This window comes from Prosthecobacter sp. (assembly GCF_044236155.1).
In the GTDB taxonomy this organism is placed as follows: Bacteria; Verrucomicrobiota; Verrucomicrobiia; order Verrucomicrobiales; family Verrucomicrobiaceae; genus Prosthecobacter.
On record NZ_JBIIHA010000008.1, the window covers coordinates 132,807 to 151,981 of the forward strand.

A 19,175-nucleotide genomic window follows, 5' to 3' on the forward strand; every position below is an offset into this window, starting at 1 on the left:
GCTTCGATGTCCCGTCCACGTCACGTCTTGCCTGGCTTCAGGCTCTCCCTCGGCTTCACCGTCACCTACTTGAGCCTCCTCGTGCTCTTTCCGCTCTCCATGCTCGCGTGGAAAGCGGCAAGCGGCGGCTGGGAGCACTTCATCGAGACACTCACGCACGAGCGCGTGCTTGCCTCGCTCAAACTCAGCTTCAGCACCGCCTTCGTCGCTGCGCTGGTGAATGGGGTCTTCGGTCTGCTCACGGCCTGGGCGCTGGAACGCTACGCCTTTCCAGGTCGTCGCTTGCTCGATGCGATGGTCGATCTGCCGTTTGCACTGCCCACTGCCGTCGCAGGCATCGCGCTCGTCACGCTGTATGCTCCGAATGGCTGGATCGGCTCGTTTTTGGCCCAGCACGACATCAAGGCCGCGTATGCGCCGCTCGGTATCACCATCGCTTTGACCTTCGTCGGCTTTCCATTCGTCGTGCGCACTTTGCAGCCGGTGATCGCTGATCTCTCGATGGATGTCGAAGAAGCCGCCGCCTGCCTCGGCGCGAATCGTTGGCAGACGCTCACTCGCGTCGTCTTTCCTGCGCTGCTGCCTTCCACGCTCGCGGGCATGACTCTCGCCTTCGGCCGTGCTGTCGGCGAATACGGCAGCGTCGTCTTCATCTCCGGCAATCTCCCCTTTAAGACCGAGATCGCCCCGCTGCTCATCACCATGCGCCTCGAAGAATACGACTACGCCGGAGCCGCGACCATCGGCGTCGTCATGCTGGCCGCCAGCTTCGGCATTCTTCTCGTTTCAAACTTCCTCACCAACTGGAGCCGCAGCCGCACGGGCCGCTGACGCGGCAATGACGAAACCAGAATGGCGAATGACGAATGAAATCCCAATTCCGAATTCCCCAAACCTCCCACCCTTCGTCATTCGAGCTTCGACATTCATTCGTCATTCCTCATTCGCCGTTCGTCATTTTCCAATCATGGCCGCCATCATCCTCCATCAAACTCACACCCGGCCTCGCAAAGCCACCTCCGAGTCTCCTTTCTCTCGTTGGCTCATCATCGGCATCGCCGTGGCGTTCATGGGCTTGATGTTCGTGCTGCCGCTGGTCGTCATTTTTCAGGAAGCGTTCCGAAAAGGCTGGGAAGGCTATGTGGAGGCCTTTGATGATCGTGCGACGACACACGCCATCTGGCTCACGTTGCAAGTCGCGGCCATCACGGTGCCGTTGAACACGCTTTTTGGCCTCGCGGCGGCCTGGTGCGTGTCGCGCTTCCAGTTTCGTGGCAAACGTTTCCTCACCGCACTCATCGAGCTGCCGCTGTGGGTCTCGCCGGTCATCGCGGGCATGGTTTATGTGCTGCTGTTTGGGGCGCAGGGCCTTTTCGGGCCGTCGTTGAAGGAGCACGGCATCAAAATCATCTTCGCGCTGCCTGGCATCGTGCTCAGCACCATCTTCGTCACTTTCACATTCGTCGCGCGAGTGCTCGCGCCGCAGATGGAGGCGCAGGGCCAGGCCGAGGAAGAGGCCGCGATGACACTCGGCGCGAACGGCTGGCAGATGTTCTGGCGCGTCACACTGCCAAAGATCAAATGGGGCCTGCTCTACGGCATCATCTTGTGCAATGCCCGCAGCATGGGCGAATTCGGCGCGGTGTCCGTCGTCAGCGGCCACATCCGCAACAAGACCAACACCGTGCCTCTGCACATCGAAGTTTTATACAACGAATACCAGTTCGTCCCTGCCTTTGCCGTCGCGTCCGTGCTCGCACTGCTCGCGCTGGTGACCCTGATTTTGAAAACTCTCACGACCACCAAACGAGGAGCAGCATGAGCATCCACATCCACAACATCTCCAAATCCTTCGGCAGCTTCAACGCACTGAAGAACGTCGATCTCGAAGTCAAAACGGGCGAACTCGTCGCCCTGCTCGGCCCCAGTGGCAGCGGCAAGACCACGCTCCTGCGCATCATCGCCGGTCTCGAATTCGCCGATGAAGGCGCAGGCAGCATCGAGTTTCACGGCAGCGATGTCACCAACCGCACCGCCTACGAACGCAAGGCTGGTTTCGTCTTCCAAAACTACGCCCTCTTCAATCACATGACCGTCGCCGAAAACATCGCCTTCGGCCTCCGCGTCATGAAACGGCCCGATCGGCCCTCGCGTGAGGACATCGACCGCAGCGTCACTGAACTGCTGCGCCGCATCGCCCTCGAAGGCTACGGCGACCGCTACCCCACGCAACTCAGCGGCGGCCAGCGACAACGCGTCGCGCTCGCCCGCGCCCTCGCCGTCGGTCCGCAGGTCCTGCTGCTTGATGAACCCTTCGGCGCGCTCGACGCCAAAGTGCGCAAAACACTGCGCAAATGGCTCCGCCAGTTCCACGACGAGACCCGCGTCACCACGCTCTTCGTCACGCATGACCAAGACGAAGCCTTCGAACTCGCCGACCGCGTCGTCATCCTCCACGAAGGCCATATCCAGCAAGTCGGCTCGCCTTCCCAACTCCGCGAGAACCCGAAAAACGAGTTCGTCGCCGACTTCCTCGACTGCGTGATGATTTGAGGACGAAAGGCGGCGGGAGCGCGTGCGTTGGAGATCGTGTTCAAAACTCCCGCGCTCGCTCCGATGGACGCGCAGGTGAATGCGACTGTTGCTACCGTGAAACGCATCCTGGCGGAATACCACGAACTGCAAGCGTATGCGGCGAACTTGTAGCGGTCTCGCCCTGCCCCCGCTTTAGGGAAGTCAGATGGTCGCCGCCGAGTTTGGGAGAACGTACAGGTAATTATCCTCTGCGTTGTGCGAAGCATTTATCAACAGCGCATGATGCCCCGTGCACGTGTGAAGACCGACGGTTTTGTTGATTATGAAGCGCCTGCACGTCAAAATCGACACCTATGAACTAAGAAACACGTTGGCACTCGACAAAACTGTTGCCCATAACGCTGTTGTCGAACTCGAAATAATTGCCTCTTATTAACCAGACCTATGGAACCGCTCGCAAGAAGCCGTCACTGCCTGCGCGAACCGATCCCGGAGATCGCAGATGCGGCGCGTCTGCTGGACGCAGCAGTTACTGCGCATCTCCTCGGTAGGCGGGATGTCGCCGAGCAGCTTATCCGCCTGGCGAATATGCCTTTGCTCCGCGAATACACTGAATCGCTTTGGGGCGCCAAGAGTCCTCACCTCCAGTTTCGCGCTGTCGCCGGTGCGCCGGCACATTTGGACCATGAGAGCCGCGCAAAAGAGCGGATGCCCACCCGAGCCGAGGAGACCGTGCTGTTCAAACGCGACGGTTACCACTGTAGATTCTGCGGCATTCCGGTCATCCGCAAAGAGATCAGAGAACGCATCCGGAAGGTATATTCTGATGCACTGCCTTGGGGTCGAAAGAACATTGAACAGCATGCTGCATTTCAACTTATGTGGGCGGTGCCCGATCACGTTCTACCTCACTCGCGGGGCGGGTCCAGTGATTTACAGAACACTGTGATCGTGTGTCAGCCGTGCAACTGCGCGCGGATGCACTACACACTCGAAGAGCTTGGCCTCGCTGATCCTCGACTTCGCGAACCCGCTCGATCATCATGGGATGGTCTTGAACGCTTTCATTGAAGCCACGCCAATGCGAACCATTTGATGAAGAGAAGCGCGGCCACCGTCGGCGCCACTTTTGAGATGGCTACCACTCTTTCACTCCTGGCGAGGCGTGGCCCCGCCAGCAGTCGATCATTTTGTTCTCTTTATCTGAAAAAATGAATCGCTGAAGAGCGCATCGGTTTGAGCAGCAGCTTACCGTCCTTCCTTCAAACGCAGCAACCTCTCCCCCGCCGCATTCAGTGTCTCGACCTGCTTTGCGAAGTGAAAACGGATGAATCGGTGCTCGGGTTCGCGGAAGCTTGAGCCGGGGACGCCGGCGACGCCGATCTCGCGCACGAACCATTCGGCGGCCTCGGTATCGGTGGCGAAGCCGAGCGATGAGATGTCGAGGAGGACGTAATAGGCACCCTGTGGTTCGGTGAAGTGCAGGCCGGTGGAGCGGAGGTGATTGAGGAAGACATCGCGCTTCGCGGTGTAGAGATCGCGCAGGCCGTGGTAGTAGCTGTCCGGAAGTTCCAGACCGGCGACGGCGGCCTCCTGCAACGGCGCGGCGGCGCCGACAGTGAGGAAGTCATGCACCTTCCGCGCCTGCGCGATGATGTGCGGCGCGGCCTGCACGTAACCGAGCCGCCAGCCGGTGATGGAGTAGGTCTTGGAGAGCGAATTGCACACGATCACGCGCTCCGCAGCTCCGGGCAGCGAATGCATGTAAACGTGCTCATGCGGCGCATAGACGATGTGCTCGTAGGGTTCGTCAGTGATGACGAAGGCGTCGTGTTTTTCGGCGAGATCGAGGATGAGCTGCAATTCCTCGCGCGTGAAGACCTTGCCGGTGGGATTCGAGGGATTGCAGACGATGATGGCCTTCGCGCCTTGAGCAAAAGCACGGGCGAGTTCATCGGGATCGAAGCCGAACTGCGGTGGCAGCAGCGGCACGTAGATCGGCTGCGCGCCGGAGAGGATGGCGTCCGCGCCGTAGTTCTCGTAGAAGGGCGAGAAGACGATGACTTTGTCCCCCGGCTCGCAGCAGGTCATCATGGCGCACATCATCGCCTCCGTGCTGCCGCAGGTGACGACGAGGTTTTGATCCGGATCGACCGGCGTGCCGGAGAAATGCGTGATCTTCCGCGCCAGCGCCTGCCGGAAGCGCGGCGCGCCCCAAGTCACGGCATATTGATGAAACGGGCCGCGAGTCGCACGCTCAAGCGCGGCAAGCAGCTCCTCCGGCGGAGAGAAATCGGGGAAGCCCTGGGAGAGGTTGATCGCGCCATGCTGGTTCGACAGCCGCGTCATCGCGCGGATGACGGATTCGGTGAACGCATGAAGTCGGCGGGAGGTCGCGGGCATGCTTGCGCATTTGGCGAGATGCCGCGAGGCTGCAAGTGCTGGCCTTCAATTGCACCCCATGTCATCCAATCGCTTCATCCGCTTCCTGACGCTGCTCCTGCTACCCCTGACAGGCATGGCGGCTGAAAACTGGGTGTTCCTCGACAACGGCCACGTCCGTCTCGGTGTGAACCTCAGCGCCGGAGCCTGCCTCGGTTGGTTTTCGCACTCGCACTCCTCGGACAATGTCCTCAACGCCTATGATGTCGGGCGCTATGTGCAGCAGTCGTATTACGGCGGGAAGGACGGCAGCGATTGGAATGGCAAACCCTGGCGCTACAATCCCGTCCAGGGCGGAAGCTGGAAAAACGAGCCCGCAGAGGTGCTCGATTCCAAGGCGGACGCGAACAGCTTCTACGCCAAGATCAAACCCCGCCACTGGGCCACCGGTGCCTTCACGCCGGAGTGCGTCATGGAGGAGTGGCTGCGGTTGGACGGCGGGCTCGCACGCCTGAAGTTCAAAATGACCTACACGGGGGAAAAGGAGCATCCGCCGACGCATCAGGAGCTGCCGGCGTTGTTTGTGACGCCGAAACTCGACATGCTGGTGTTCATGGATGCGGAAAAGAAGCTCACGCGCAAACAGCCCGGCTTTCCGAACGAAACGATCCGAGTCAGCGAGCCGTGGTGCGCCTGGGTCGGCAAAAACGACGGCGGCCTCGGCCTTTTCATGCCGCACACCGATCAAGCGACGTGCTACCGCGTGCGCGAAGGCAACCAGGCTGACTGCAGCTACATCGCCCCCATTCAAACCTTCGCGCTCAAGCCCGGCCTCGTCTTTGAATACGAAGTCGTGCTGGCGCTCGGCAGCGTGGAGCAGATTCGCGCCGTGTTTGCGAAGTTAAAGTGACTCGATCCCCCCATGCCCTCCGAACCCGGCCCGCCGCCGCAGCTCAAAGACTGGTTTGATGAAGCCCGCTACCGTGCCATCGCGGCCGAGCTGACGGCCATCGCACCGAAGTTTGACGCGCGGGTCTTCCTGCGACTCGTGCTCGACGGACTGGAGGAGCGGACGCTCATGCAGCGGCTGATCCAGTGCGCGGCGGCGGTGAACGAGGCGCTGCCGGGCTCGTTCCAGCAAAAGGTACGCGTTTTGCAAAAGCTGGCGCCGAAGCTCGGACATGAGTTCGTGGCGATCTTTCTCTGCGATTTCGTCGCTGTGTTTGGCCGCGAGCATTTCGATTTTTCGATGGAGGCGTTGCGTTTTTTCACCGTCTTCGGCTCGGCGGAGTTCGCGGTGCGGCCGTTCATCCTCGCGGATCAGGAGCTTGCGTTGAAAACACTGCTCCAATGGGCCAGGCACCCAGATGAGAAGGTGCGCCGTCTCGCCAGCGAAGGTTCGCGGCCAAGACTGCCGTGGGGCATGCGTTTGCAGGCGCTGGTGCGTGATCCGAGGCCGACGTTCGCGATCCTCGAGGCGCTGAAGGACGATGAATCGCTGTTTGTGCGTCGTTCGGTGGCGAATCATCTCAATGACATCACGAAAGATCATCCTGAGCTCGTGTTGCAGCTTCTCGAGGGTTGGGACCTCGAACGCGAGCACCTGCGCTGGATCGCGAAGCACGCGTGCCGAACGCTGATCAAGCGCGGGCACGCGGGTGCGTTGAGGCTGTTCGGTTTTGGCAAACAGGCGGAGGTCAGCGCGAAGCTGACAGCGTCACCGACGCAGTTGCGGCTCGGCGAACGGCTCACGCTGGCTGCGAGCATCGTTTCAACGACCCGCAGGCCGCAGCGTCTCGTCGTGGATTACATCGTTCACTATGTGAAAGCCCGCGGCGTGAGCACCGAAAAGGTCTTCAAATGGACCGAGGTTGATCTTCCAGAACGCGGCACGCTCGAATTGATCAAAAGCCAGGTGATCCGAGATTTTACCACGCGGAAGCATCATCCGGGCAGACATCGCGTCGAGTTGCAGATCAACGGCCAGCGGGTGGCCGAGGCTGCGTTTGTGATCGAATGATAAAAACGCCACCAGGGTTGAGCCGGGTGGCGTTTTCGCGGGTAAATGATGGGGCGGCTTACTTCGTGGCCGTTTTCGCCTGCGTCTGGCTCTCAGGAGACAGTTTGCTGAGGGGCAGGATGTGCGTGACCCCGGTGGAGGGGATTTTCAGCAGGACGCCGTCGCCCTGCAGGCCCATGAAGTGGGCCTCGATGGTTTTGCCCTCGGTGTTGGTCCATTTCAGGAGCGGGCCGTCGCCGCCTGCGGCGGGCATTGTGGTGGCCGCGGCAGGTGCCGCAGGTGCGGGAGCCGCGCCGCCGCCGGTGAGGCTGGCGCCCTCGTCAATCCATGCCTTGAGAAGATCGAGCTCGGGCTGGGTGAGGCGGTTTTTGCCGTCCGGAGGCATCACGTCGGCGTCATCGTCAGGAAGCGTGCAGTTGATGTACATCGTACTTTTCATCGCCTCCCCGGGGATGATGTTTTTGCCGGCGCCGATCTGATTGGGAAGCTCGGCAAGGTCGAGTGCGAGCTTGCCCTTGACCTTTTTGGTCACGCTGTGACAGGCGAAGCACTTTTGCTCGAAGATCTTGGCGATCTGGGTTTTGTAATCAACGGCAGAGGCGGCGCCGGTGGTCAGGACGAGGGCGAGGAGGAGGCGTTGGGTCATGGTGGTAGTGTGGAGGAAACGATCAAATCACGATTTGCCTAGCTGAATTTGTTGTTTGAGGATTTTCAGCGGGCGGCAGGGTCTACCTCTTGCAACTGGCGCAGCGTGGCGTTGATCGTGTCGCGCATGGATTGCAGGCGGCTGAGGCCAAGCACAGCGCGACTTCCGGAGACGCTATTGAGCAGCGGACTGGCCTCCGGCCGCGTGCTGTCCCAGACCGGCCCTTGCAGGGCGCCCGGATTTTTCGCGGCGAGCGCCTGGAACTCGGCGTTAAGTTGCTGGCGCTGCGCGGCGAGCTGCTGGCGCAGGACCGTTGCTGCGTTGACCGTTGACGTGGCCGCTTCAGGCGCCGGGGTGCTTCTGTCGCGGGCGAGTTTTTCCTCCAAGCGCCTTCCCTCCGCCAGCAGGCGGTCATGGGCCGCTTTTTGCTCCTCCTGGGGATCGTAGCAGGCTTCCCAGCGCAGATCGTCGGTGGTTTTTGCGAGCGCCACTTTCATGAATCCTCCGTCGTGCCGGAAGGACACCTCCTCGGCCGTGATCGCGGTGATTTGGGCGTCACGCAGCACCTTGCCGTCCTCCAAGCTGAGCTGGGGATATTTCTTCCCCACCATCGCGGTCCGGCGTTGCGTGCGAAACTTGTCAAACTCCACCTTCAATGCATCCATCTGCGCCTGGGTCTGGCGGAGCTGCTCCTGGCTCTTTTCCAGCTTTGACTGGACTTCGAGCAGTTGCTCCGAGCGCGCCTGCTGCGCGCTCAATTCAAGCTGGGTCAGACGCAACTGCTCGTTTGTCTGGTCCAGGCGCATCTGGAGCTGCTGATTCTCCTTCTGCAGAATCTCGTAGTCGCTTTGTTTCACGCAACCGGCCAGCAGCACCGCGATCAAGGCGGGCAGCAGCATTTGGTGAACTGTGCGTGGACTGCTCATCGACAACAGAGGCAGTTTAAGCCCGCCCGCGCGGGTTTGTCACGCGCACCCTTCCAGGATTTTGAACCGGCCCGAAGCGCTGCGGGGGCTTGCAATTAACCCATCATCGCCGACTCTGCCCTCCCCAAAACCTCAAAAATCCATGTCCAAAGCCTCCGTTGAAGAAATCAAGCTCGCCTCCGCCGGCCTCCGTGGCCAGCTCGCCGAGCTTTTCGCTGACACCAGCACCCCCAGCATCCCGGAGGACAGCAACATCCTCATGAAGCACCACGGCTCCTACCAGCAGGATGACCGCGACCTGCGTGCCCAGCTTTCCAAAGAGAAGAAGGAAAAGGCCTGGAGCTTCATGATCCGCAGCAAGATGCCCGGCGGCCGCATCACCGCCGAGCAATGGATGATCCACGACGCTCTTTGCACCAAGGCGATGGGCAACATGCGCCTCACCAACCGCCAGGGCATCCAGCTCCACGGCGTGCTTAAAGGCGGCGTGAAGGAAGTCATCAGCAACGTCTGCCACAGCGGCCTCTCGACGATGGGTGCCTGCGGCGATGTCGTGCGCAATACCATGGGCCCTGCCGCGCCGATCAAGGACGCCGTGCATGCCGACACGCAAAAGCTCACCGAAGAGATCAGCCAGCGCTTCCTGTGGCGCTCCACGGCTTATGCCGACATCTGGCTCGATGGCGAAAAGATCGACCCGAACTGGATCAAGGACCCCGAGGTCAATCCCGCCGTCCGCGAGCAAACGAAGGCTCCCGAAGGCGACGATCCCATCTACGGCAAAGTCTATCTCCCTCGCAAATTCAAGATCGGCGTGGCCATCGCTCCGATCAATGATTCGGACATCTACTCTCAGGATGTGGGCCTCGTGCCGCACGTCGTGAATGGCGAGGTCGAAGGCTACACCATCACCGTCGGCGGCGGCTTTGGCATGAGCCACGGCCAGCTCACCACACGACCCTTCCTCGGTCAGCCGCTGCTTTACGCGAAGCGTGCCAATGTCGTCGATGCCATCGAAGCCATCGTCACCACCCAGCGTGACCACGGCAACCGCACCGAGCGCAAAAACGCCCGCCTCAAATACACCGTGCAAACGATGGGCCTTGATGGTTTCCGCGCCGAAGTCGTGCGCCGCCTTCCCGGCATCACCACTGAGCCGCCGAAGCCACTCAGCTTTGACAGCGTCGAAGACAACATGGGCTGGCATGAGCAAGGCGACGGCAAGCTCTACTGCTGCGTTTACGTGAACATGGGCCGCATCGTCGATCGCGACAACGGTCCGAAGTATCGCTCTTGCTTTGCCGAGATCGCCACCACGCTGAAGCTGCCCTTTATCGTCACGGCCAACACGAACCTCATCATCGCGGATGTCGCCCGCGAGCAAAAAGCCGCCGTGGACGCCATCCTCGCCAAACACGGCGTCGTGCATGCCAATGAGGCCGGCTTCACCCGCGCCCGCAAGGTCGCCCACGCCTGCGTCGCCCTGCCGACCTGCGGTTTGAGCCTCAGCGAGTCCGAACGCGCCCTTCCCGGCATCCTCGACAAGATCGATCCGATCCTCAAGGAACTCGGCCTCGAAGACGAACCCATCCTCTTCCGCATGACCGGCTGCCCGAACGGCTGCGGCCGCCCCTACAACGCCGATTTCGGCTTCGTGGGTCGTGCGCCGAACAAATACGCCATGTTCGTCGGCGGCAGCATCCGTGGCAACGCCCTCGCCGGCCTCGAATTCAAGTCCGTCCTCGGCGATGAGATCCCCGCCAAGGTTCGCACCTTCCTCGAAGCCTTCAAAGCCGAGCGCCAGCCCGGCGAAATCTTCGCCGATTGGTTCGCCCGCACCCGCACCAAAGGCGCCGAGCCCACGCCCGAGCAATTCCACATCGAACTCGCCGAACGCGCTGCGAAGCTCGCGGGTGAGAAGGTGGAAGCGGCAGGCTGATTCGCTCCCGGCTTCAAAACTTCGCATCCTAGCGCTTGTCCGGCTCGTTCCCTTGCGCCACTGAATCACCATGCTCACGCTTCAAACCTACCACTTCCTCCATCTTATCGGCCTGATCCTCGTTTTCGTCGGCTTCGGTGGCCTGCTTTCCAGCGAAGGTGCTAAGAAGTCTATGAAGTGGCACGGCATCGGTCTAGTGATCAGCCTGGTGTCCGGCTTCGGCATGCTGGCCAAAATGGGCATCACCTGGCCCTGGCCCATGTGGGTGTGGATCAAGTTCGCCCTCTGGCTTGTGCTCGGCTTCCTGCCCGTGCTGTCAAAGCGCCGCGTGCTGGCTGCTCCGGTGGTGGTGCTGATCGCGATCCTTGTTGGCGTTGCGCTGGCTTACATTGGCTACACCTACAAGTTCGGCTTCAAGTTGAGCGCATAACTTCTAGGCCGCCACTCAAGCGCCCAGCGCCTTGCTTTTCTCCGCCGCTGAGCGCACGGCTTGGATGAGCGCGTTGCGCAAGCCATTCTGCTCCAGCTTTTCGAGACCTGCGATGGTCGTGCCGCCTGGACTGGTGACCTCATCACGCAACGACGCGGGATGTTTGCCGGTGGTGAGCACCATTTCAGCAGCTCCGGCGACAGTTTGCGCGGCGAGACGCAGCGCCGTGGCCCGCGGCAGGCCCATCAGCACGCCGCCATCGGCCAGCGCCTCGATCACCGTGTAAATATAGGCTGGTCCGCTGCCGGAGAGGCCGGTGACGGCATCGAGCAGTTTTTCAGAGACCTCATCCGCCGTGCCGACGGCTCCAAGAATCTTCGTGGCGAGCGCCGCGTCCTTTGCCGTGGCCTTGCTGCCGCGTGCGAAGGCCGCCGCGCCGATGCCGACGAGCGCGGGCGTGTTCGGCATGCTGCGGATCACGCGCTGACGCGTGCCAAGCCACAGTTCCAGATGCGCGAGATTGATGCCTGCCGCGATGCTGAGGTAAAGTCGCGTGCCTTTGACTGCGGCGAGCGTTTCGCACAGCGCTTTCATGTCCGCCGGCTTCACAGCGAGGATGACCACATCCGATGCGGCGGCCACCTCCGCGGGCGAGCCCGTGATGGTTTTGCAAGTCAGGCACTTGCGCAGGCTGCTCACCGCCTCCGGCACCACGTCGCTGAGCGCGACATTGAGGCTGCTTTTGCCAAGCGCCTGCTCCACGCCGCGCAAGAGCGCGCCGCCCATTTTCCCGCAGCCGATGAGTCCGAGTTTCAACATGCCGCGACTGTGGGGCGGATGTGTGAATGCGCAAGTCCGCCAATCTTCCCTTGCATCACTCGCTGTTTTTTTGCCATGCTCCGGCAAATCACCGGCAAAAAATGTCCGCTGAGCAATTTCATCCCGAAAAACTTCTCGCCGCAGGGCCTGCGGCCAAGGTCTATCGCGGCGTGGAGGTGGCCACAGGGCGCAAGGTGCTGCTCAAGTCGCTGCTGAACGAGCATGAGACGCCGCATGCGCTGGATCGTGAGCAACTACAGCTTCTCGCGCCTTCGCTCATGCAGATCCGTCATCCGCAGATCGCAGGTCTCATCACCTTGGTGCCCACCGAGGACGAGTTCGCGCTGATCTACGATTTCATGCCCGGGATGAACGTCCGCGTCTTTGCCGCGGAGCGTCAGACCACCCCCACCGATCTTCGCGCGCTCGCGGTGCAGCTCATGCACGCGTTGATTGTCGGCGAGCAATTGCGCCAGCCGCACGGCGATCCGAAGCCGAGCAATTTGATCGTCGCCGATCATCCGGGCGGAGGATTGTTTGTGCAGGTGCAGGATTGGGGGCTTACCCAGGCGCGTGCGGTGCAGTCGCCGGAGACGCTGTGGTTTCGCGCGCCCGAATTGCACGCCTGCGGCCAGCCCACGAGCCAAAGCGATCTTTTCACCGCAGCCGGGAGCTTGTTCTGCCTGGCCACCAACTCCGCGCCGGCGCAGGGTGACGATCCCGCCGACCTTGTGCAGCAATGGCAGGCATTCGACGCTGGTGCCACGCTCCGTCACATGCGTCCCGATCTCGACCAGCCCTTGATCGACTGGATCGCCTGGTTGTTGCGTCCTGATCCGGCCCTCCGCCCGCATTCCGTCGCACAGGCATTGGAAGCACTGATGCCGACGATGCAGACCGGTTTCATTTACATGCCGCAGCAGGCTCCCCAGATGCCTCCCGGCACGCAAACCACGCCGCTCGGGGCCGCCGCGCATCCAAACGCGCCCAGGCCGAAACCCATCACGCCCAAGTCCGCGCCGGACGCGGCGAAAAGCAGCGGCGCTCAGCCCTCGAAGCCGCCTGCCAAATCGTCTTCCGGCAGCCGCACCGCCATCGCCGTGGTCCTAAACCTCATCGCGATTGTCCTCGTGGGTTTCTTTGCCTGGCCGTTTGTGCGGGAGGGCGTTTCTGGATGGAGCATAAGCACAGATGAGGGCAACAGCGTCTCAACGGAAGGGACCGGAGCAAAAAAAAGCGCGCCGGAGGCCACTGCCGGACCAGGCCTCAAAGGCCGCTATGTCCGCATCGAAATCCCGGGCAAGGCTGTGCTGAATCTCGCCGAGGTTCAGGTCTTCAGCGGCGACGCCAATATCGCCCTCCAGGGAAACGCCACGCAGAGCAGCGTTGACTGGGGCGGCAAGCCGGAGTTTGCCATCGACGGCAACACCGATGGCGACAACAGCAAGGGCGGCAAAGTGTCCCACACGGACGGCAAGGCGCGCCGCAGCCCCTGGTGGCAGGTTGACCTCGGCCGCGAGGCTCCGCTGCAATCCATCATCATCTGGAACCGCACTGACAAGGACTTCGGCGAACGCACCAAAAACCTCACTGTGAAGGTCCTCGACGCGCAGCAGAAGGTGGTGTGGGAGAAAAAAGGGCTGCCGAAGCCGGACCCGCGCCTGAAGATCGAGGTCGGAGGATGACCGCGGCCGCAGCATTCTCCATGCGTCTGGAGATGATTTCGCATCACTAGTCTGCGTTTGAATCCCGTCGTGAAAAACACCGCCGTCCTATTCTCACTGCTCTTCGCCACGCAAATCGCGACCGGGGTGGATTTCGTCAAAGACATACAGCCCATCTTCAGCCAGCACTGCTACCAGTGTCACGGCCCGCACAAGCAGGAGGCCGCCTTCCGGCTCGACCACAAGCCCACCGCTCTCAAAGGCGGAGATTTCGGTATCGCCATCGTCCCGGGCAAGGCGGATGAAAGCCGCCTCATGCACGCCGTCCTGGGCACGAACCCGAAGATGCGCATGCCGCGCAAAGGTGATCCGCTCACGACGGATCAAATCGCGAAGCTCAAAGCATGGATCGACGCCGGAGCCGTGTGGCCGGACAGCGCCAGCGTGAAGCTCGAGCAGAAGACCGACCACTGGGCCTTCAAGCCGCCGGTGAAGCCGAAGGTGCCCGCCAACGCGAAGCATCCCATCGATGCGTTCATTCGTGAGCGTCTTGAAAAGGAAGGCCTGCGTCCTTCGCTGAAAGCCGCGCCCGAAACGCTGCGTCGTCGGCTTTACCTCGATATCGTCGGCCTGCCCCCTGCCCCCTCGGACACGTCCGACCTTTCGGACCTGCCAGCGAAACTCCTGCAATCCCCGCATTTCGGTGAACGCTGGGCCCGTCACTGGCTCGACGCGGCGCACTACGCCGACAGCAACGGCTACGAAAAGGATCCGATGCGCTTCATCTGGTTCTATCGCGACTGGGTCATCAACGCCTACAACCGCGACATGCCCTACAACCAGTTCGTCATCGAACAGATCGCCGGCGACCAGCTTCCGAAGGCCACGCAGGATCAGATCGTCGCCACCGGATTCCTGCGCAATTCGATGATCAACGAGGAAGGCGGCGTCGATCCCGAGCAGTTCCGCATGGAGGCGATGTTCGACCACATGGACGTCATCGGCAAAAGCATCCTCGGCCTCTCCATCGGCTGCGCGCAATGCCACAACCACAAGTACGACCCCATATCGCAGGAGGAGTACTACCGGATGTTCGCCTACCTGAACAACGACAACGAGCCCTGGCGCGTCGTTTACACCTCCGGCGAGCAGATGCGGCGCTCGCAGTTGCTCTCGCGCATCACAGAGCTCGAAAACAAGCTCAAGCACGAGCACCCCGAATGGCAGCAGCGCATGAACGCATGGGTAGCGAAGATCAAATCCGCGCAGCCGCAGTGGCGCGCCATGCACTTTGAAGACGATCCCTCCGGCGGCGAAAAAGCCCTGCGCCAGCCCGATGGCAGCATTCTCGCGCAAGGCTACGCGCCCACGAAAAGCGAGGTGAAGTTCATCGCGAAGCTCGATGGACCGCAAACAATCAACGCCTTCCGATTGGAGCTCATGAACGATCCCAACCTGCCCGCCTACGGCCCCGGACGTTCGCAGAAAGGCACCGCCGCGCTCACTGAGTTCAACGTCACAATGAAAATCGACGGCAAGGTGACCAAGCTGAAGTTTGTCAAAGCCACCTCCGACTTCGGCGAGCCTAAGAACACGCCGCTGGCTCCCTTTGCCCGCGACAAGGAGATCGAGAAGGACAAACGCGTCACCGGTCCGATCAGCTACGCCATCGATGGCGACGACAAGACCGCCTGGGGCATCGACGCCGGCCCTGGACGTCGCAACGTGCCACGCAATGCCGTCTTCGTGCTCGAAAACCCCGTCGAGGTGAAGCCCGACTCTGAACTCACCATCGGCCTCAGCATGAAGCACGGCGGCTGGAACAGCGACGACCTGCAAACGATGAACCTCGGCCGCTACCGCATCAGCAGCACCGATGCCGCGAATGCCGAGGCCGACCCTCTTTACGGCAAGAACAACGCCTTCGCCGTCTTCCGCGCCACCGTTCCCGAGTGGAAGACCGTGAACGACGAAATCGAGTCGTTGTGGAAGCAGCATCCCGAAGGCGCGACGACGCTTGTGCTCGACGCCCGCGAGCAGCCCCGCATGACCACCGTGCTGAAACGCGGGGACTTCACCAAGCCCGGCGACAAAGTCAGCGCCGGCGTGCCCGCAGTGCTCAATCCGCTGCCGAAGAACGCCGATGCATCGCGGCTCACCTTCGCCAAGTGGCTTGCCAACAAAAACTCGCCCACCACCGCACGCGCTTACGTGAACCGCGTGTGGCAGGCCGTCTTCGGCACCGGTTTGGTCGAAACCGCCGAGGACTTCGGCACGCAGGGCTCGCCCCCGAGCCATCCCGAGCTGCTCGATTGGCTCGCCGTCGATTTCATGGAGCACAACTGGAGCACCAAGCACCTGCTCAAACTCATCGTCACCAGCGAGACCTACCAGCAGTCCAGCAACGTCACACCGCAACTCCTCGAACGCGATCCCTACAATCGCCTGCTCGCCCGCGGACCACGCTTCCGCGTCGAAGGCGAAGTCGTGCGCGACATCCAGCTCGCCGCCAGCGGATTGCTCAATCCCGAAGTCGGCGGGCGCCCCGTCATGCCGCCCGCACCAGCGCATCTCTTCGAAAAACCCGCCAGCTACGCGCCCTTCCCGTGGCATGTCGAAGAAGGCGCCGAGAAGTACCGCCGCAGCATCTACGTCTTCCGCCGCCGCAGCACACCGTATCCATTTTTGAGCACCTTCGACGTGCCGAACGGCGAATCTTCCTGCATCCGCCGCTCCAAGAGCAACACGCCCCTGCAGGCGCTCATGACGCTCAACGAAACGATGAGCCTGGAGGCCGCCAAAGCCCTCGGTGAACGCATGTGGAAGGAAGGCGGCACCGACGATGCCTCCCGCATCGCCCACGGCTTCAAACTCTGCACCGGCCGCGCCCCGACGCCGAAGGAAAGCAACGTCCTGCTCGCCATGCTTCACCGCCACGAGCAGAAAAAGGGCGAAGTCGCGCCGCAGACACTCGTCGCTCGCGTCCTGCTGAATCTCGACGAGACGATCACGAAAGAGTGATCCTTCATCGCGAATGCTTGGTGCGCCACAAGACGGCCTGGATTTGGATCACATCCCTTTGATCTCTGCCGCATCAAAGACCTCAAACCGAACCTTGGGGTGCTTTTGACTGAGGGAGCAACGATGCCATTTGCCTTCGAGCTGGGCCAGCACATGGCGGCGCTCGGCGGCGCTGAGTTTGCACCATTTCACTTCGGCGACGAGCAGGCGTTTCGCGTCCTCGGGATCAGGGGCGACGAGGTCGAGTTCGATGTCTTTTTCCCAATAACGGGTGGCGGCGGGAAAACGGGCGCGGCAGGCGTCTTCAAAGACGGTGGAGGCGTGGTCGTGGATGAGTTTCTGCTTTTCCTCCACCGAGTAGGTCATCCAGCGGCTCTGGTGGGGTGAATAGACACGAAACCAGAAGCGCATCGTGGGATCGGCGATGCGGTAGAGAATCTTCTTCGTGGTGCGCACGCTTTCGCCATACGGCAGCTCGCGCTCGAGCACGGAGGCGTCGAGGAGCTGCTGGAGCAGGCGGGAGAGATTCGTCTGCGCGGTGCCGAGGCGTGTGGCTATCTCTGACGGACGCTCGGCACCACGGCCAACGGCTTCGAGGACGGAGACGGCGTTCGCGCCGATGACGCCCTCGTCACGCAAGATGCGCTGCGGCTCCTGCTCCATGTAAGGGGCGAAGTCGAAGTACAATGCCTCGGCCAAGGCGATGGCATCCGCGCCTTTTTCGACGAACTCCCAATACTTCGGGATGCCACCGACGAGCGAAAACTGCTCGAAGGAGGCCATGTCCGCTGGTTTGAGGCTACAAGCCTGGCAAAAGGCGGCGTAGTCCATCGGCTTCACATGCAGGAGCTTGTGCGCCCGGCCATAGAGCGGCGCGGCGCGGTTCAGGAAGAGATCGTTCATCATCCGCGTGCTCGATCCGGCTAGGATGAGGAGGCAGCCCTTCGGGATGGGCTGGTCGATCCAGCGCTGGAGCTGGCTTGGCAGCGAGGCATCCACCGCCGTGAGGTAGGGAAACTCGTCGATGCACAGCGTCCAGGGCTTCTTTTGGAGTGAAAGCACCTCCAGCAGCTCCGGCCAGGTTTTCGGCGTGATCTGCGTGCCGATACGACCTTTAATGTCCTCAAAAACCTGCCTGATCTGCATGTCCTGCGGACCTTCGATGGCCTGGCTGTACATGCCGCCATTCTGCGCGATCCAATGGCGCAGCAGGCGGCTTTTCCCCACGCGCCTGCGCCCAAAAATGACCAGCAACCCTCCTTTGCGAGCTGCGGAGGCCAGTTCAGCCTGCTCTTTGATGCGATTGACGAAGTCCAGGTTCATGCGGCGAAGTGTAGCCGCCCGCCTGCATCATCGCAAACATTATGTCTCAGGATCATAATGTTTGCGGATCACCGTCTTGCTAGAGCGGGTGTGATGCCAACCCAACAAAAGCGAGCTCCTGTGAATCCAGAAGCATCTAATCAAAGCTCAAATCGCCAGCGCGTTCTCCGCATCGCCGAAGTGGGCGGTTTTCACGCCCATGCGGTCCATGAGGGCGATGTGGAGGCGGCAGAGTTTGCGGTTTTCGTCCTTGCTGAGGTCGTGGAAGCGGCCGCCTTGGATGGTGCCACCACCGCCGCCAGCGAGGACGACAGGAAGCTGTCTCGAATCGTGCGCGTTACCATCCATGAGGCTGCTGGTGAGCAGGATCATGCTGTTTTCGAGCAGGGTGCGCTCGCCTTCGTTCGTGGCTTGCATCTTGGCGAGGAACTCGGCCCAGAGTTTGACCTGATGCTCGTTCACGCGCTGGTACATGCTGAGGCGATGCTCGTCGCCAGCGTGATGCGAGAGCTCGTGAATGCCGCCGCTGATGCCGTCGAGGCTGGGGAAGCGCATGTTCGAGAGGTCGTTGTTCATCATGAAGGTGGCGACGCGCGTGCGGTCCATCTGGAAAGCGAGGAGCATGATGTCGAACATGAGGCGCAGGTGGTCCTCGCTGCTGGCGGGGATGCCGGCGGCGGGGCGGCCGAGCGTGACGGTCTTCACGGTGGGCTGCCAGCCCTGGCCATTCGTCTCGGCCTGGCTGATCTTCTCGGCGAGCTCGACGCGCTGCTCGATCTCGCGCACGGAGGTCAGATACTCGTCGAGCTTTTGCTTGTCGCGGCTGCTGAGCTTCGGTTTGAGGCTGCTGGCGTCTTCGAGCACGAGGTCGAGGATGCTTTTGTCGCGCTTGCGGCGGCTGCCGTCGTCAAAGAGTTGGTCGAAGGCCTGCTGGGGGAAGATTTCCTTCGGTGCGGGTGTGGTGGGCGTGCTCCATGAAATGTAAGCGGAGTAAATCGAGGTGAAGCCGCTGTCGGTGCTGTAGCTGGGCCGCTCGGTGCCGAGCACGACGCTGGGCACAGGCGTGAATTTGCCGGTGTGCGCGGCGATGAGCTGGTCCATCGTGGTGCCGACCTCGACATCGGTGGTGGTCTTTTTCACCTTCAGGCCGCAAAGCACGTTCATCTTCGGGTAGTGGCCGCCTTCGCCTTCCACGGTGGTGGGATTCCAGAGGCCTTGGAAGACGTTCACGTGCTTCTTGAGCCCTTCGAGCGGGCTGAGCGACTTCATCAATTCCATGCCGCCAGCGCCCATTTTGGCACCCCAGTGATGCGGGTTCACGCCATTGCCGGTGAAGCACACGGCGAGCCGGCGCGGCGCGGTGTTGTTTTTGACCGATTCGGCTCCGAAAGCGCAGAACGACTCCAGCCACGGCAGGCCGAGGGCCACGCCGGTGCCACGGAGAAAGTGACGACGGGAAGATTTCATCAT

At 61.5% G+C, this 19,175-nt stretch carries 15 protein-coding genes and 1 pseudogene; 10 read left to right on the forward strand and 6 right to left on the reverse strand.

Annotated features, from left to right (window positions below):
- Positions 1 to 6: 6 nt before the first annotated feature.
- The 4 genes and pseudogenes from cysT (at position 7) to ACILSE_RS09425 (ending at position 3,606) form a co-directional block, all read left to right on the forward strand.
- Positions 7 to 831 (forward strand): sulfate ABC transporter permease subunit CysT, encoded by an 825-nt coding sequence (cysT, locus tag ACILSE_RS09410; protein ID WP_395717127.1) that lies wholly within the window; start codon positions 7 to 9, stop codon positions 829 to 831.
- Positions 832 to 967: 136 nt separating this feature from the next.
- Positions 968 to 1,822, forward strand: coding sequence for a sulfate ABC transporter permease subunit CysW (gene cysW / locus ACILSE_RS09415; RefSeq protein WP_395717128.1), 855 nt, complete (start codon positions 968 to 970; stop codon positions 1,820 to 1,822).
- Positions 1,819 to 2,535 (forward strand): annotated as a pseudogene (locus ACILSE_RS09420) (sulfate/molybdate ABC transporter ATP-binding protein); the annotation flags it as partial. The gene cysW and the pseudogene ACILSE_RS09420, both read left to right, overlap by 4 nt.
- A gap of 444 nt (positions 2,536 to 2,979) precedes the next feature.
- Positions 2,980 to 3,606 (forward strand): HNH endonuclease, encoded by a 627-nt coding sequence (locus ACILSE_RS09425; protein WP_395717129.1) that lies wholly within the window; start codon positions 2,980 to 2,982, stop codon positions 3,604 to 3,606.
- A gap of 177 nt (positions 3,607 to 3,783) precedes the next feature.
- Here ACILSE_RS09425 and ACILSE_RS09430 read toward each other — a convergent pair whose 3' ends face one another.
- Positions 3,784 to 4,938, reverse strand: coding sequence for a pyridoxal phosphate-dependent aminotransferase (locus ACILSE_RS09430; RefSeq protein WP_395717130.1), 1,155 nt, complete (start codon positions 4,936 to 4,938; stop codon positions 3,784 to 3,786).
- A gap of 58 nt (positions 4,939 to 4,996) precedes the next feature.
- On the opposite strand from ACILSE_RS09430, the gene ACILSE_RS09435 reads away from it, so the two are divergent.
- Both ACILSE_RS09435 and ACILSE_RS09440 read left to right on the forward strand, forming a co-directional pair.
- Positions 4,997 to 5,827, forward strand: coding sequence for a hypothetical protein (locus ACILSE_RS09435; RefSeq protein ID WP_395717131.1), 831 nt, complete (start codon positions 4,997 to 4,999; stop codon positions 5,825 to 5,827).
- 12 nt (positions 5,828 to 5,839) lie between these two features.
- Positions 5,840 to 6,937 (forward strand): DNA alkylation repair protein, encoded by a 1,098-nt coding sequence (locus ACILSE_RS09440; protein ID WP_395717132.1) that lies wholly within the window; start codon positions 5,840 to 5,842, stop codon positions 6,935 to 6,937.
- Positions 6,938 to 6,995: 58 nt separating this feature from the next.
- On the opposite strand, the gene ACILSE_RS09445 is transcribed toward ACILSE_RS09440, so the two are convergent.
- Together ACILSE_RS09445 and ACILSE_RS09450 are read right to left on the reverse strand one after the other, a co-directional pair.
- Positions 6,996 to 7,583 (reverse strand): c-type cytochrome domain-containing protein, encoded by a 588-nt coding sequence (locus ACILSE_RS09445; protein WP_395717133.1) that lies wholly within the window; start codon positions 7,581 to 7,583, stop codon positions 6,996 to 6,998.
- A 65-nt stretch (positions 7,584 to 7,648) separates the two neighbouring features.
- Positions 7,649 to 8,482 (reverse strand): hypothetical protein, encoded by an 834-nt coding sequence (locus ACILSE_RS09450; protein ID WP_395717134.1) that lies wholly within the window; start codon positions 8,480 to 8,482, stop codon positions 7,649 to 7,651.
- A 169-nt stretch (positions 8,483 to 8,651) separates the two neighbouring features.
- On the opposite strand from ACILSE_RS09450, the gene ACILSE_RS09455 reads away from it, so the two are divergent.
- Both ACILSE_RS09455 and ACILSE_RS09460 read left to right on the forward strand, forming a co-directional pair.
- Positions 8,652 to 10,448, forward strand: coding sequence for an NADPH-dependent assimilatory sulfite reductase hemoprotein subunit (locus ACILSE_RS09455; RefSeq protein ID WP_395717135.1), 1,797 nt, complete (start codon positions 8,652 to 8,654; stop codon positions 10,446 to 10,448).
- Positions 10,449 to 10,518: 70 nt separating this feature from the next.
- Complete coding sequence (locus tag ACILSE_RS09460; RefSeq protein WP_395717136.1) at positions 10,519 to 10,878, forward strand: hypothetical protein; 360 nt, start codon at positions 10,519 to 10,521, stop codon at positions 10,876 to 10,878.
- 15 nt (positions 10,879 to 10,893) lie between these two features.
- Here ACILSE_RS09460 and proC read toward each other — a convergent pair whose 3' ends face one another.
- The gene (gene proC, locus ACILSE_RS09465) at positions 10,894 to 11,697 is read right to left on the reverse strand and encodes a pyrroline-5-carboxylate reductase (protein ID WP_395717137.1); all 804 of its coding nucleotides are present in this window, start codon (positions 11,695 to 11,697) and stop codon (positions 10,894 to 10,896) included.
- Positions 11,698 to 11,798: 101 nt separating this feature from the next.
- On the opposite strand from proC, the gene ACILSE_RS09470 reads away from it, so the two are divergent.
- On the forward strand, positions 11,799 to 13,382 hold the full coding sequence (locus tag ACILSE_RS09470) for a protein kinase domain-containing protein (protein ID WP_395717138.1): 1,584 nt from the start codon (positions 11,799 to 11,801) through the stop codon (positions 13,380 to 13,382).
- A gap of 69 nt (positions 13,383 to 13,451) precedes the next feature.
- Positions 13,452 to 16,382 (forward strand): PSD1 and planctomycete cytochrome C domain-containing protein, encoded by a 2,931-nt coding sequence (locus ACILSE_RS09475; RefSeq protein WP_395717139.1) that lies wholly within the window; start codon positions 13,452 to 13,454, stop codon positions 16,380 to 16,382.
- 48 nt (positions 16,383 to 16,430) lie between these two features.
- On the opposite strand, the gene ACILSE_RS09480 is transcribed toward ACILSE_RS09475, so the two are convergent.
- Both ACILSE_RS09480 and ACILSE_RS09485 read right to left on the reverse strand, forming a co-directional pair.
- Complete coding sequence (locus tag ACILSE_RS09480) at positions 16,431 to 17,705, reverse strand: ATP-binding protein (RefSeq protein ID WP_395717140.1); 1,275 nt, start codon at positions 17,703 to 17,705, stop codon at positions 16,431 to 16,433.
- 147 nt (positions 17,706 to 17,852) lie between these two features.
- Positions 17,853 to 19,175 (reverse strand): DUF1552 domain-containing protein, encoded by a 1,323-nt coding sequence (locus ACILSE_RS09485; protein ID WP_395717141.1) that lies wholly within the window; start codon positions 19,173 to 19,175, stop codon positions 17,853 to 17,855.